This is a genomic window from Cohnella baijiui (assembly GCF_020731285.1).
Lineage (GTDB): Bacteria > Bacillota > Bacilli > Paenibacillales > Paenibacillaceae > Cohnella.
Map to the genome: position 1 here is coordinate 103,474 of NZ_JAJFOW010000008.1, position 14,977 is coordinate 118,450.

Here is a 14,977-nt window from a genome sequence, read left to right on the forward strand (position 1 = left end):
TCCCGCTCCCTCTCACACGGCCGTCGATCGCAACAACCGGCGAAGTGACAGGATGGAAGCAATAAGAATGATCAGCGAGATCATCACCGCAACACCCGAGAAGAGCGGCATATCAACGACTGCAAACGAAATCGTGTACACCAGTGCCCTGCCGATAGCCAATACGCCCTGCATGAGATGGAGTACGAGCGGTCCGAATGCGAGAGCTAGCAGTCCGAAAAGCATCGCTGCAAGCATCGGTACAACAAGCCATAGCATCCCCAGATTCCGTACCCTATTCTCACGTGCAATTGCCTGAGCGACCCGGCTCTCAAAGCCGTCAGGCTCGTTAATCGCGAACATTGCGGACGAAAATGTCTCTTTGAGCTCCATCAATTGTTCCAGCAACGATTGGCAGGACGAGCAGTCTTCCAAGTGCGCATCGATCCGAGCCCGCTCATCTCGGCTAAGTTCCCCGTCAAGGTAAGCCGACAATTCGTCATCGGGGTGCATGTTATTCCCCCTCCCCTTTGTTCCAGATCTTCCGAAGCGACATCCTTGCCGAGAATAAACGAGATTTCACGGTTCCCATCGGGATTCCCGTCAATTCGGCAATCTCTTCATAGCGAAAGCCCCGCACATCATGCAAAAGCAGAATTTCCCTGTGATCGACCGAAAGCCGTGCCAGCGCTTCTTGCATCGAAATCTTTAACGAAGGATCTCCGGCATGAAGGTCCGGAATCGAATCTTTCGGCATATCTTCGGTCTCCACAACCTTGGTACGCTGTTTCAATTTATCCTTGCATAGATTCGATACAATTCGCATGAGCCAACTGGAGAACGCATGAACATCACCAAGGCTGCGAATAGCAAGATACGCTTTGATGAAGGTTTCCTGCGCAGCGTCCTCCGCTTCTCCGCGATCGCCCAGCATACCGTATGCATGGCGAAAGACATGGCCTTTATAGCGGACAACGAGCTCTGCGAACGCATTCTGGTCGCCTTGTCTTGCCCGATCTATGATCCGGCTAAGCTCCTCATCCACCACGCTTTTTCAACTCCTGCCAAGAAGGAAGCTTTCCCCATCATGCCATACGCTTATGCTTCCGTAAATGTTCGGCTTTGAGAATTAGTTGATTTGCCAAGACTGTCATGATTATAACTGCGATCGCCACGGCCCGCCATTTGTTTATGATAATGCGTGCGTTCAGTTCGGGAATTAGCGCGTCCTTACCTCCCAACGGTTCGTAACTTTCGGAGAATCTCCAAAAGCATCACATGGAGACTGACCCATACGCCGCCGAACACATACCCTGCGAAGACGTCGCTAGGATATTGCATATGGAAATAAACCCTGCTTAGGCCTACTGCCAGGCAGATCAGGATGACACCCAAACTGACGGGCACACGGATATAACGAAATTGGTAATAGCGCAGCAACTGGTAAGCCGAAAACCCGCATACCGTAAGCGAGATCAACGTTTCCTCGCTTGGAAAGGTATTGAACAGTTGTACACCGGCCGCAACCGGTCCCGGACGATGAAACACTCGGCGCAAAATCTCGTCAACCAATTCCCCGCCGGCAACAACCCACACGAGAAAGGTAAGGTCCAACCTTCGTTCTTTGCTGTGCAGGACGATCCAGAGCGCCGTCAGCGCAAGGACGGGACCGTAGAGATAAAGCGTGCCAAGCTCCGTGAAGGCATGCATCCATCCGCGCCATTCGGGACCGAATAGGGTTGCAACCAGATAGAATGCGATTTCGTCAAATTGCCCGAATTCCTGCGCCAGAAAGTCCTGGATCACGCCGAGCATGAGCGAGAAAAAGAGAACGAATACGGTGAATGAAGCCAACAGCAGAAACCGAACCTTGCCGAAAGAGTTAAAGCGGCGGACACCCTGCGTGAGCAGTTGCATAAGCGCCTCAACGACCTGCCGTTTGTACTTGCGGTACACAAAGATCACTGCTGTCAGGAGTCCCGAAGCGATGCCAAAAATGATCATGTACCGATTGACAGTCGAATGATATTGCTCCCATTTGGGACCGAGCACTTTGCCCAAGGTGATGAACAAGATCACCCAAAAAATCGCGCCGGTATAGGCAAATCGCGCGTATCGCCGGAACGGCATACGCGTAACGCCGCAAAAATAACCCGTAATATGTCGGACGCCCGGGATAAAATAAGCCACGAAAAGCAGCTTGTCTCCGTATTTCTCAAACCAAAGGGTCAGCTTGTTTACCCGTTCTTCCGTCAGATGAACACGATGCCCATATCGCGCGATGAAAGGCCTTCCCAGTCGATAGCCGATCCAATAGGAGAGCGTTACGCCGATCAAGACGCCTGAGCCGGCAGACATTATACTGAACAGCCAGCTCAGCTTGTGTTCATAAACGAATAGACCGATATAACTCATCATCATCTCGCCGGGAAGCGGCAATGCAAGCATTTCCAGACCCATAAACAGGAACATAAGGCCATATCCGTAATGCGTTAGCAAGTTTGTCAAGATGTCCAAGGGATCGCCTCCGGATGCAAAGAAAGGCGGACTGGAGAATCTGCAATCCGCCCTATTCTGTTGGATTATACCGAGGCGCCTTGACCCGTGATGCCGGCTTCCCGGAACTTCTTGCGGTTCATCGCTTCATACAAAATCGGAATGACTACAAAGCTGTTCAGCGTTGAAGTGATCATGCCGCCGATGACGACGGCGCCCAGCACCTTGGAGATGACTGTACCGTCATCCCCGGACAGAGCCAGCGGGATCAGCGTCAGCACGGTTGTGGCGGCTGTCATCAAGATCGGACGCACCCGGGACAAGCTGCCCTGCATGACGGCTTCCCGCAAAATCAACCCCTCGCGGCGGTTGCGCTCGATTTTGTCAATCAGCACGATACCGTTCGTAACCACGATGCCCGTCAACATTAACACGCCGATCAGCGCAGCGAGATTCCACTGCCCATGCTCCGCATAGAGGGCAAGAACCACCCCGGAGAGCGCGAGCGGAATACTGATGAGGACGGCGATAGGAGCGCGCCAGCCGCGGAACACGAAGCTGGTAATGAGCAATACCAGCAGTATGGATACGACAACGGCAATTGTCATCTCAACGATCATCTCGGTCACCTGCTGCGTAATGCCGCCGAGCGAATAGGTCACGCCAGCCGGAAGTTCCGTAGTTTGAAGCGACTTATCCACCGCTTTCGATACGCCGCTGATATCGTTGGCAACGATTCGTGCCTGCACGACCATATAAGGTTTGCCATCTCGCTCTTGAATAGAGGGCACGGCATCGCTTCTTTGAATCGTTCCGAGCTGATCGAGCCGGTATCCCGTTCCGTCCGCCCCCTTCACGGTTTCAGCCGCGAGCGAAGCCAGCACCTGGTCCGGCGTATAGACGGGAAGCGAGCCGTCACCCTGCGTTTGCCCCGTCTTCACCGGATCGAGATAGACGTCGACAGGAATGATGCCTGTTCCGCTGGAGACCGACACATCAAAATCTTTTCCCTTGGTCGTATAACGGGCGAGCACCTTATTGATATCATTCCTGCTCACGCCGGCTTTTAACACTTTTCCCCGATCCAGCGCAATCGAAAACTTGGGAATGCCGTTGGTCAGATCCGGTTTCCCCGCCACACTCAAACTGTCGATTCCCGCGAGCTTGGCACGGACGGAGGATGCCGCCCGATCCAGCGTCTTTGCATCTGCGCCGCTAAGCATGATATTGATGGTGGAATCATCGCCCGCGATGTTCTGGTTGGTGATCGTCACCGCCGCCGCACCCTGCTGGCTGCCCAATCTTTCCTGCAGTGAAGTGATATAGTCGCTCACCTGCTTCTTATTCTTGAGGGATACAGACAAGTTCGCGATATTCGGCTGCTGGATGTAGCCGCCGCCCTGGTCGAATACGTCGTCCGCCTGCGGCGTAAACGAGGACCCGAACGTCGCCGAGAATGAGGCGACCTGCGGATCTTGCTTCAGTACCGATTCCACACCTTGCACCGCTTTATCCACCTCGGATAGCGGCGTGCCTTTCGGAAGCTCCAACTGAACGGCAACCTGACCGCTGGTCATGCTCGGCAACAAGCTGAACGGCAGTTGCGAAGCAAACAGCGCCGCGCCGATAAAGATGATCAGCGATACGCCCAGTACGGTTTTCCGATGTTTGAGCGCAGCCGTCAGAAAAGGCTTCATGGCCGGTTCAAGCGTTAGCGCTTTGCCGCCCGGCTTGTGCCAGCCCATATAGGCGAACGCCGGAATGACAAGCATGGCGACGAGAAACGAAACGGCGAGCGCGATGACGACCGACCAGGCAAAGCCGGAATACGAAGCTCCGATCATGCCGCCGACCAGTGCGATAGGCGCATATACTGCGACGGTTGTCGCCGTGGAGCCGAAGATGGCCGGAAGCATCTCTACCACGGACGAAGCGAGCACATGAAGCGTGCTCTCCTTCCCTTTTTCCTGCATCTTCCTGTGCATGTTGTCCAAAATAACAATGGCGTCGTCCACAATCCGGCCCATTGCCACGATGAGACCGGAGACGGTCAAAATATTGAGCGTGACACCCATGGCCTTCAGGATCGCCGTCGTCGCCAGCAGCGAAATCGGCAGCGACACGGCGATCAGCAGCGTCGAACGAACGTTTCGGAAGAAGATCAGTACGCACAGCATGGAGAATGCGCAGCCCAGAAGGCCTTCACGAACAAGACCCATCAGGGATGCATTCAAATCATGAGCGCGGTCTGCGATAAGCGCCATGGCAACATCGCCGCTCTGAGCGGCAGGCAGGGCGGCTACACGCGCTTTAACCTGGTTTGCGACGTCCGTAATGTTGGCGCCCGGCGTTTTGATCACGTGAAGGAGAACGCTGGCCCTGCCGTCCGTACGAGATATCGTTTGTACGTCGTTGAGCGCACGGGAAACGGAAGCTACGGCTGACAACGGCACGCTGACGCCGTCGCTGTTCTTGATGGCGATGTTGTTTAGGTCTTGCTCCGTCATATCCCAGCCTTCCACCCGAAAAGGGAAAGGCGATTTCACATTCTGTATATTCCCCTGCAGGGTCGGTACAGCAGCCGTTACCGACTTGTTGAAATCGTCCGGCGACATCCCGGCTGCAGCAAGGTCCTTGGTGCGGACCAGGACCACGTAGCCGCTCTTTGCACCCCCAACGGTCTGAACGTCTGCAACGCCAGGCACGGATTTTAGCTGGTTCGCGATATCGGTCTGAACCGTCGAACGCAAGGTATTATCATCGACGTTCCCGTTTTTGGCCGTCAAGCTGTAGCTGAGAATCGGGAACGTGCTGGTTGTGAGCCTCGTCACGGTCGGCGCGTTGACGCCGGCCGGCAGATCGGCGTCACCCAGTGCCATCCGAATGTCCTGCTCGGCTTTGACCATGCTGTAGTTCATCGGGTAATACAGATTCATCAGCAGACCGCCGTCATAGGATGTCGTTTCGAGATGGACGATCCCGTCCGTTTTGCGGATGGCCTGCTCAAGCGGCGTTGTCATATCGCGTTTCACCTGATCCGCCTGGTAGGATGATGCGCGCAGCGATACCATAAGCGTCGTGTTGTTGATGCCCGGCAAATAATCCCGCTGCATTTGGACCGCGGCATACGCTCCCCATGCCAGCAGCAGTACAACAACGATGCTCAGGATGGCCGCGCGCTGCATGACGGCTTCGATCAACTTCTTCATCGCAAACATCTCCTCTTTTCTAAGGAACTATGATTACCTGGATCGGATCGACTTTGTATTTCACGGCCAAACGTTCCGTGTATGAATGAAAAGACCGCAGTTGCGAAGAAATTGTTCATTTCAGTTTTAAAAGATTTTTATAACGTTGAGATTTCAGCGTTTTTAGTCGACTTTTAGGTACACGGTCAAGATGGGTATACTCTGTGTACGACATACATTTGGGGAGAACAGGGATGGCAGAAATAAAAAGGGAGCGTCCGCGCCTAAATGCGCTTAAGCTCCTGTCCACGCTGTATCGCTTAAAAATCGTACAAATTTTGATTCCCATCGCCATCATCGCGCTGATCATTTGGGAAGGCCATGCCGAGTTTCGCCGAATGGACTGGACAGCCACGCTGCATACGCTGCGGCATCTCGAACCGTCAAGGCTTCTCCTGCTCATGGCCCTGTCCCTTCTCGCAGTCGCGTCGGTTAGCGGCTATGAATTCGTGCTTCGGCGCCATTTCCGGCTGCCGATCGGGATCTGGACGACGTTCCGCTTTGCGTGGATTGCAAATACATCAAACAATGTCATTGGATTCGCCGGCATTGCGGGAGCCGCGCTGCGTACTTACCTGTATCGGAGCCGCGGGATTTCAGTTCCGACCATAACGGCTTCCATCGCTTTTCTATCCACCATTACGATTTCGGGGATTTCGTTGCTGGCTTGGGGAGATCTCGTTGGGCTTTTTCCGATCGATGCCGTGATTCGATCTCATCGCTGGACGTTATATGCCGTTTGGGCGATCGCGCTTTACCTTCCCTGCTACATGCTTTTTCAGCGGACGCCCTTTTATGCCAAATGGCTGAACCGCAACCTTCCGCAAATGAATGTCTCTACGATCGCTGCATCCGTAGGAGTCTCTGTCGTGGAATGGGCGCTGTCCGGCATGGCCTTCTGGATGATCGCGTCCACCCTGCTTCCGGATCTTCCGGTCAGATCGGCATTGGGCATTTACACGGTCGCGGCCGCAGCCGGCCTTGTAAGCCTGGCGCCCGGCGGAATCGGCGGCTTTGATCTGATTGCGTTGCTGGGCCTTCAGGCGCTGGGCTACCCGCCTGAAAAAACAGCCGCGGTGCTTGTATTATTTCGTTTGATGTATTATCTGGTCCCTTGGATCATCGGACTGGGTATGGGCGCCTTCGAGTTTACGCAGGACCGTCGCAAAGACACGGAGACAGATACAGAGACCGATACAGAGACCGTTGATAAGTCGCTAAACGGTTGGCAGCGATTCTGGGAATTTCCCGGCCAGTATGCCTGGATCACCGAATTCGGCGCATGGGCGCTCGGTAAACTGGTGTTCCTCAGCGGAGTAGTCCTGCTTATATCCGCCGCGACTCCCGGCCTTCTTCATCGGCTGCGTTTCGCCGAGGAGCTGCTATCCGCGCCGCTCATGCGCTTGTCCCATCAATTGAGCGTCATTATCGGCCTTATGCTGATCGTGCTATCGTGGGGCATCTCCCGCCGGATCAAACGGGCATACCACTGGACGTTGGGTCTGCTGTGCGCCGGCGCCTTGTTTACATTCACCAAAGCTTTTGATTTCGAAGAAGGGATCTTTCTGCTCCTTGTCGCCGTTTTGCTTTATTTATCGCGGGCGCGTTTTTACCGATTAGGGGCGAGGTTCAACCGCGAACGCATTGCCGCTTGGGCCGCGACCACCCTTGTTATTGCTTATATCTACGATGTCATTGCCGCCGGCACCGTGCCCCCATTTTTGCATCGCCTTCCGGCAAATCGCCATCTTCACCTTTTCTTGAACCCGACTGAACATACCGTTGCAGTTGCAACGGGACTCGGTGTGACTTGGCTCCTATTATCGCTCGCTCTCTTGCTTCGGCCGAACAGGCTTGTTGTACGCGGAGCTTCGGCAGACGACCTGGATCAAGTACGCGGCTTTTTGAAAACACAACACGGGAATTTGCTGACGCACATGCTATTTGCCGGCGACAAAAGCTTTTTCTGGGCTTGCGACAAGCGAGTCCTCTTTCCCTATTCGGTGATCCGTAACAAGTTTGTGGTGCTTGGCGATCCGATCGGCGATCCAACGCTAATTAGCGACGGTATTCAGGAGTGCCAGCGCAAGGCCGATTTATACGATCTGGAGGTCGTGTTCTACCAAGTATCTCCGGCGCATCTTCCGATTTATCACGAAAACGGCTACCGGTTTTTCAAGCTGGGGGAAGAAGCGCTCGTGAACCTGTCGACCTTTACGCTATCCGGAAAACCCAATACCAGTCTTCGCAATGTCAAAAATCGCTTTGAACGCGACGGCTATCGGTTTGAGGTCCTTCAGCCTCCGCATGACATGCCAATTCTCGATCGTCTGCGCCGAATCTCGAATGATTGGCTTAAGATGCGGCGGGAAAAAGGGTTTTCGCTGGGATGGTTTGAGCCGGCTTATTTGCAGGAATCCCCGATTGCGGTTCTTCTTGCTCCTGACGGTCAAGAGGTCGCATTCGCTTCGCTTGCGCCCGGTTATGACGACTGCCGCACCATGTCTGTCGACCTTATGCGCCATTTGGCCGGTACCCCGAACGGAACGATGGATTTTCTGTTCGTTCGTTTGTTGGAATGGTCGCGCGACCAGGGATATTCCGTCTTTAATCTGGGGATGGCCCCGCTATCCAGCGTCGGCGAGGCACGGTCTGCCATGCGTGAGGAAAAGTTGGCGAACCGTGTCTATGAATACGGAGGGCAGTGGTATGGCTTTAAAGGTCTTCGTAAATATAAAGATAAATACCATCCGACATGGGAGCCTCGTTACCTGGCATATCCCAGGCGCGTGGCGCTCCCCATTCTTCTTGTGGAATTAATCCTGTTGATTGCCCGGCGGCCATCCAAAGGCCGCGAAGCCAAGCGAAGGAAAAGAAGTGATGTCTAGATTGAATTACAATTTGGAGTGACTAAAAAACAGGTCGCAAATGGCGCAAAATGCCATTCGCGGCCTGTTGATTTAACTACCTAAACCCGCCAGCTTATCCGGGTTACGCAGGGCATACATTCTCGCAAGCTTACCGCGCCGGAGTTGCATGAACAAAACAGCTACCGTTTCGTTCCCCGAACGGATTAATTCGGAATTAGTCCAATGGTCCAGATACAAAGACCGAACGGCAGTCGATTGCCGTTGCTGAGCTTCACCGCCCCTTCTTCCGCCTGCATCACTTTACGATTGTACAGTACTTACGGGTCATAACCCCCAGTCCATTGTGGCGATAGCTAAATAGCGATTGATTACGGGTCTTAACCCTAGTCCATTGTGTCGATAGCTAAATAATGATTGATCAAGTCAGTCGATATAACTAAAGTGCATCCCATAGAATGGACATTGGAAAGCCCCCTAGAGCGATCCGGTGCATGCTAAGAGACATCTATTTCATGCGATTAAGGATTCCGACGCAGTGGAGATATCGTGTTCGCTTCGCTGAGAACGGCGCATGATCCGACCCAATTGTTAACGGCATTAATCGACAAAGGGAACGTCATCTTGTTATATCAACGGGAGGCTCCGTTTTCTTTGGAGAAGAACTGGACGCAACGGTCAATCGCATAATATTTCGGTGCTTGCCCGGGCCGTAATAATCAGGTTCCGTTCGATTCATTTCGAATCCGGCCGACCGCAAGGCGCTAATGGAAGCCGTATTCGTTGCATTGACCGTAACGAGTACCTGCTCTAGGGTTTGAAATTGCTGAAGAACTTGCAGACGGGCTTGGATCAGCATTTTGCCGATGCCCCGGCCTCTGTATTCCTCGATTACATTGCTGAACAGCAGCCAGCCCGTCGTTTGATGCATGTCGATTCCCGCGCAGCTGAAACCTACTAGTCGATTGCGATGTGTGGCTTTAAAGATGAGGTCGGGGAACAGCTCAAAATACTTTTTCAATTCGTGCAAATTCATGCGGTCGGGCATCGTGAGATCCGCCAATTCGATCATTTGAAGAAAATCTTCCCGATCGGCTGCTTCGATTTTGATATCCATGGAGCGTTCCCCCTCAAGCTGCATCAGTCTACGATTCAATCTATCATAGATTTATAAATGGCACGTTTGAGGGAGTTTCGCAGTTTTGTAAAATGTAGTTGGACAGCCGTATACTCATTCTGAACCGATAAGTCCATAATATCTAATCATAAAAAATGCCATTCCGCTCCAGGGCGGGATTGGCATTTTTTAACTTTCAGTTGTCTTCGTTCCACCTGTTTATTTTTATGAACAACTCAAGCCTGCTTCAAGCAAGATCTTCGATCTTCAAGTAATGCGAGAGCTTCGACAGAGGTATCTGGCCGACTTCCGTCAAATCACAAACGGTCTTTTGAAGAATCATAAGCCGCCAAAAGTCATGCCTTCTGCTGACTCCGCGACCAAACGACAACCGGAATCAAAAGCAAGGACAAGAACCCTCCGACCAGAGAGAGCGTGGAATAACTGGATTGGGCCACGACCATGCCGGACAACGCGCCACCGGAGGCACCAGCCAAAGCGATTAGCACATCTACCGTGCCTTGCGTCTTCGCCCGGAGTTGCGGCGGCGCCGCATCGACGATGGCCGCTGTCCCGCTAATAAAGCCGAAATTCCAGCCCAAACCAAGCAGAGTCAGCGCCAAAATGAGCAGAACCATTGAATCGCCAGGAGCAAATGCGGCCAATAAGCCTGCCAAGAGCAAGGTAACGCCGGAGGCGTAGGACATCATCATTTGCCCGAATTTATCGACGAGAGCGCCGGTAACGAGTGAGGGCAAATACATCGCGGCAACATGGATGCCGATTACGATGCCCACATCGCCTAGGCCATGCCCGTGATGCTTCATATGAACCGGCGTCATGGTCATAATGGCAACCATGACGATTTGGGTTAACACCATGACAGTTGCGCCTACGATGATTCCTGGCTTGTGGACGCGCAGATCAGCCTCATGCGTCCCCGCGCCGCTGCTTTGCCCTTCCTTAGCCCGCGTTGCATCTGCAATAGCCTTGGCGACCACGAGCGGATCGGGACGGAGAAACAAGAGAATCACCATTCCCGCCAAAATAAAGGCTGTCGCAGCCAGCATAAATGGACCCGACAGCGCAGGAGCGCCCATGGAAACCGCAGCAACACCTGTGACTTTGACTAGATTCGGTCCGGCTACCGCACCAAAGGTCGTGAAGACCATGGCAGCACTAATTGCTTTTGCCCGCTGCGTAGGCAGCGCCAGATCCGTACCGGCATATCGCGCCTGCAAGCTTGTTGACGTACCTGCACCGTAGACGATCAAGGAAATAAAGAGAAGTGGTACGCTATGAAGGAGAGCTGCCAGGACGACACCTGCAGCACCGATCCCCCCCGCCAAAAAACCGGCAGCAAGCCCCGTCCGTCGTCCCAAACGCTGGGAAAGGCGACCGACGAATAACGCTGCGGCAGCGGAGCCTAACGTAAACAGAGCGGAAGGAACTCCGGCATAGTTGTCCGTGCCGAGCATCTCTTGGGCAAGCAGCGCACCCACCGTAATTCCCGCAGCCAAGCCCGCCCCGCCAAAAATTTGCGAAACCATGACGATTATCATCGTTCTCTTGTACAACTGCCGTTGCTTCTCGGGGTTCGCCGCGTACTCCTCTATCGGATCGGGGAGGAATTTCGATTGATGTGCGAGCGGCAAGGGTTCTTCTGCCATAAGGATTCTCCTTTAATGAAACGAATCATTCGCTGAATTTCTTCCATTGACGTGTACCGGTCCAACTTCATGACCGCTGCGTTTGATACGCCCGCCATTCAAACACTCCTTCTTCCATATGAAAAGCTGTAAATCCCTCTCTCCGCAACGTCTCCACCGCCTCAGCCGCATAGACGCAATAGGGTCCGCGGCAGTAAGCGGCAATCTGAATTCCTTTGGGGAGACGATCCATGCAATGATGCAATTCCTCCATCGGGACGGAAATGGCTCCCGGGATATGACCCGCCTCATATTCATCGGCCGGGCGCACATCCAGCAAAATAATACTTCCCTCCTCCATTTTGCTTAGCACTTCATCCATAGAAAGCGTCTGTAAATCCTCGAATTGACTTAAAAAGTCGTTTTTGATTCGCGTTACGTCACCAAGCTGCATTTCGCAAATTCGCCATAGGGAATTCAAAAAGCCCTCAATAATTGGGCTGGCCAAAGAGTAGATGACATACGTTCCCTTCTTGTTAAACTTCACCAGGTTGGCATCCAGCATGATTTGAAGATGACGCGAAACGTTAGCCACGCTCATTCCTGTGGCCTCGGCCATTTTCTCCACGGATTTCGGCCCTTGGGATAACAAATCCATGAGTTCCAATCGTTTATCGCTGGACAAGCATTTCCCTATCCGGGCAAACTGCCGATACACGCCGTCTTTAAAATCGCGAACGGGAAGTTCTTGCTTCATGTCCCCCACCCTTTCTTGACTATTCAATGTATTGCTTGAATTATAATCAGGATCACTTCGTTTCGTCAATACTTATTCAATTCATTAATTGAATATACATTTAATTAAAAGCCCCAAATCTGATCCATCGATTTGGGGCTTTGAACATTGGATGCATTTACTTTACAAGATCTCGATATACCCTTCCGTTCCATTCACGCGAATGCGCTGCCCGTCTTTAATCAGCTTGGTAGCATTCTCCACTCCGACTACGGCCGGCAAGCCATATTCACGAGCAATAACGGCTCCATGGGTCATCAGCCCGCCAACTTCGGTGACTAAGCCTTTGATGGATACAAACAACGGTGTCCAGCTAGGGTCAGTAAACGAGGTGACTAAAATATCTCCTTCTTCGAGATCGGCATCTTCCATATTTAAGATGACACGTGCTCGCCCCTCGATCATTCCGGAGGAAACAGGCAGACCTACAATAGCCTCAGCTGGGAGATTTTCTCGTTTGTACTTGCCTGCAATGATTTCGCCATCCGACGTGATAACACGTGGTGGAGTTAGTTTTTCATACAACTTGTACTCGTCCTTTCGTTTGCCGATAATCTTGTCATCCAATTTATTGGTGCGTACGGCTTCGTGAAGCTCTTCAAAAGTGAGGTAATAGATATCTTCTTTTTCACGAACAACGCCCGCTTGTACGAGTTGTTCGGCTTCTTTCAGCAACGCCTTCTTATAAACGAAGTAGCGATTAATATAACCGTATTTGGGATATTCCCGATATCCAATGAGATTCCGGACCAGGTCGATCATTCGTTTTGTCTCTTTGGCTTTTTGTTCGCCATCCGGTAATTGCTTCAATCGATCTAATAACTCTTGTTCTTTTTTCAAAGCTTCCTGTCGCCCTTGCTCAAATTTCCGCTTTCCGGCATGAGGTTCAAAGTTTTTGATGTTACCCAGAATCATGGGGACAAGTGTAATTGGTTTTTCGCTCCAACGGGTTCTGGTAATATCGATTTCTCCGGCGCATCGCATTCCGTATTTGTTGAGATAAGCACGGATCGCGTCTCGGGTTTCCTGTCCGCCGTCGAATGTAACCAATTCATCCAAAAAGCGATCGTCTTTTACATGTTGTAAATAATGAATGACTTCCGGATAAGGACGTATCACATCTGCGACATCCATTAGAGCCAGACCCATTTCCGAAGTGATATTGTTTGGTACGGATTGAGACAGCGTATCTGCTGCGTTTTTTTCACCCAACCACTCCATCATTTTTTCATTGATCCATGACGAAGCATTCATAGCAGTCATAATCACACCAAAGCTTCGTGGATCCGATACGCTCTTCCTCTCCCTTAATTCCTGGATATCTTCCAGAATAAAATCAAATAGATCGGCTCCTGATTTCGTTTGGATCTTATATTTTAACTCCTCGATCGATGATTCACTTCGCTTAATCAAATCGGAAACGATTGTCGGATCGTAATCGTTTAGTGTTTGATAATCCGCAGGCGCCGGACCTTGATTGTCTTTACCGTAACTCTGTTCTTTCTTATCATCCGGTACCGACTTTATAAAATTCCCCCGCTCGATGACGGTCGTCAATGCGTCTTTGATGAGCGGATCGTTTTTTCCCAGGACATTTATTAAAGTTTCCCTGCCGGAAGGTGAAGCCAGCATAAGTGAAACATCAACAAACAACCTTCCGCCGGCTTTACGCATGGGCGCAGGAGTTAGCAACAGGTAAAAAGACAATCCCAATGGTTTCATGGGGTCTGTCATCATTTGCTGGTGACCGACAGATACGTAAACGTGATTTTCCTGATCATTCGCTTCTGGGATCGGGTATAAAGTCGTGATGGGACGGCTCTGGACAATATAAAATGTATCATCAGCCAAGCACCATTCGATATCTTGCGGCTGGCCGAAATAAGTTTCGATCTGTCTTCCGATACCCGCCAATTGTAAAATTTGCTCATCCGCAAGGGTTTGCGTCTTTTGCTGATCAGGATTGATTTGCCGGGTCTCCGTTCCGCCTTCTTCCCTTCCATAGATCGCCAATGTTTTGGTGGCTATCCGCTTATCGACGATTTCCCCTTCCCGCACTTTATAACCATCGGCAGATACCAAGCCGGAGACCAGCGCTTCTCCAAGTCCAAAACTGGCATCGATGGAAAGCAGCTTTCGGCTTCCGGTCATCGGATCGGCGGTAAATAAAATCCCCGAAGCCTGCGGGAAAACCATCCTTTGAACGATGACGGATAAATAAACTTGGCTGTGGTCGAATCCGTTTTGCATACGGTAGATGACCGCTCGATCCGTAAATAGAGAAGCCCAACATTTGCGGATATGCTGCAAAATCGCTTCTTTGCCGATGATATTTAAATAGGTGTCTTGTTGACCGGCAAAAGAGGCATGCGGCAAATCTTCGGCAGTCGCGCTGGAACGCACGGCATAAGCATGTTCCTCGCCATACTGGGAAAGATAGCGAGTAACTGCTTTCGCCACATCGGAAGAGATTTCTGCTTCCATAAGGACTTGTCGGATCTTCCCGCTGATTTCGCCAATTAGATCTCGATCCGTTGCTTTAAGCATGGTTAACCGATCTAGCAGCGCATGATACGTTTCGTTTTGTTCAATGGCTTTTTGAAAGCCTACGATTGTCACACAAAATCCTTCGGGCACATGCACGCTTTCCATTTTTGATAATTCCCCTAGATTTGCCCCTTTTCCGCCGACAAGCGAAATCTGCGTTTGTTCCATTTCCTGAAAACCGAGAACCAAATCGCCCATGCCATCTCTCTCCTCACCAAATAAATTGAGAAAAACATTTGACAAGATTCCGCCTGCATGGTACACTTAAAGTGTAAGAT

Annotated in this window: 9 protein-coding genes; 1 reads left to right on the forward strand and 8 read right to left on the reverse strand. The window is 51.7% G+C overall.

Translation table 11 applies throughout. The annotated features are described in order from the left end of the window. Positions 1-12 precede the first annotated feature (12 nt). From LKX83_RS11135 to LKX83_RS11150, 4 genes are all read right to left on the reverse strand, one after another. Positions 13-492, reverse strand: a complete 480-nt coding sequence (locus tag LKX83_RS11135) for an anti-sigma factor family protein (protein WP_227882279.1) — start codon at positions 490-492, stop codon at positions 13-15. Position 493: 1 nt separating this feature from the next. Next, positions 494-1,027 (reverse strand): RNA polymerase sigma factor, encoded by a 534-nt coding sequence (locus tag LKX83_RS11140; RefSeq protein WP_227882280.1) that lies wholly within the window; start codon positions 1,025-1,027, stop codon positions 494-496. Positions 1,028-1,209: 182 nt separating this feature from the next. Continuing rightward, entirely contained in the window at positions 1,210-2,496 is a 1,287-nt protein-coding gene (locus tag LKX83_RS11145; protein ID WP_227882281.1) for a VTT domain-containing protein, read from the reverse strand. Between the two features lie 65 nt (positions 2,497-2,561). After that, entirely contained in the window at positions 2,562-5,684 is a 3,123-nt protein-coding gene (locus LKX83_RS11150) for an efflux RND transporter permease subunit (RefSeq protein WP_227882282.1), read from the reverse strand. A 233-nt stretch (positions 5,685-5,917) separates the two neighbouring features. Here LKX83_RS11150 and mprF point away from each other — a divergent pair, with 233 nt between their 5' ends. After that, a complete protein-coding gene (mprF, locus tag LKX83_RS11155; RefSeq protein ID WP_227882283.1) occupies positions 5,918-8,611 on the forward strand; it encodes a bifunctional lysylphosphatidylglycerol flippase/synthetase MprF in 2,694 nt (897 codons plus the stop codon). Between the two features lie 598 nt (positions 8,612-9,209). Here the strand turns inward: mprF and LKX83_RS11160 are convergent. From LKX83_RS11160 to ppsA, 4 genes are all read right to left on the reverse strand, one after another. Beyond that, positions 9,210-9,707, reverse strand: a complete 498-nt coding sequence (locus LKX83_RS11160) for a GNAT family N-acetyltransferase (protein ID WP_227882285.1) — start codon at positions 9,705-9,707, stop codon at positions 9,210-9,212. Positions 9,708-10,063: 356 nt separating this feature from the next. Beyond that, the gene (locus tag LKX83_RS11165) at positions 10,064-11,377 is read right to left on the reverse strand and encodes an MFS transporter (protein ID WP_227882287.1); all 1,314 of its coding nucleotides are present in this window, start codon (positions 11,375-11,377) and stop codon (positions 10,064-10,066) included. Positions 11,378-11,444: 67 nt separating this feature from the next. Continuing rightward, entirely contained in the window at positions 11,445-12,113 is a 669-nt protein-coding gene (locus LKX83_RS11170) for an ArsR/SmtB family transcription factor (protein WP_227882288.1), read from the reverse strand. 162 nt (positions 12,114-12,275) lie between these two features. Then, positions 12,276-14,897, reverse strand: a complete 2,622-nt coding sequence (ppsA, locus tag LKX83_RS11175; protein WP_227882289.1) for a phosphoenolpyruvate synthase — start codon at positions 14,895-14,897, stop codon at positions 12,276-12,278. Between the last annotated feature and the right edge of the window lie 80 nt (positions 14,898-14,977).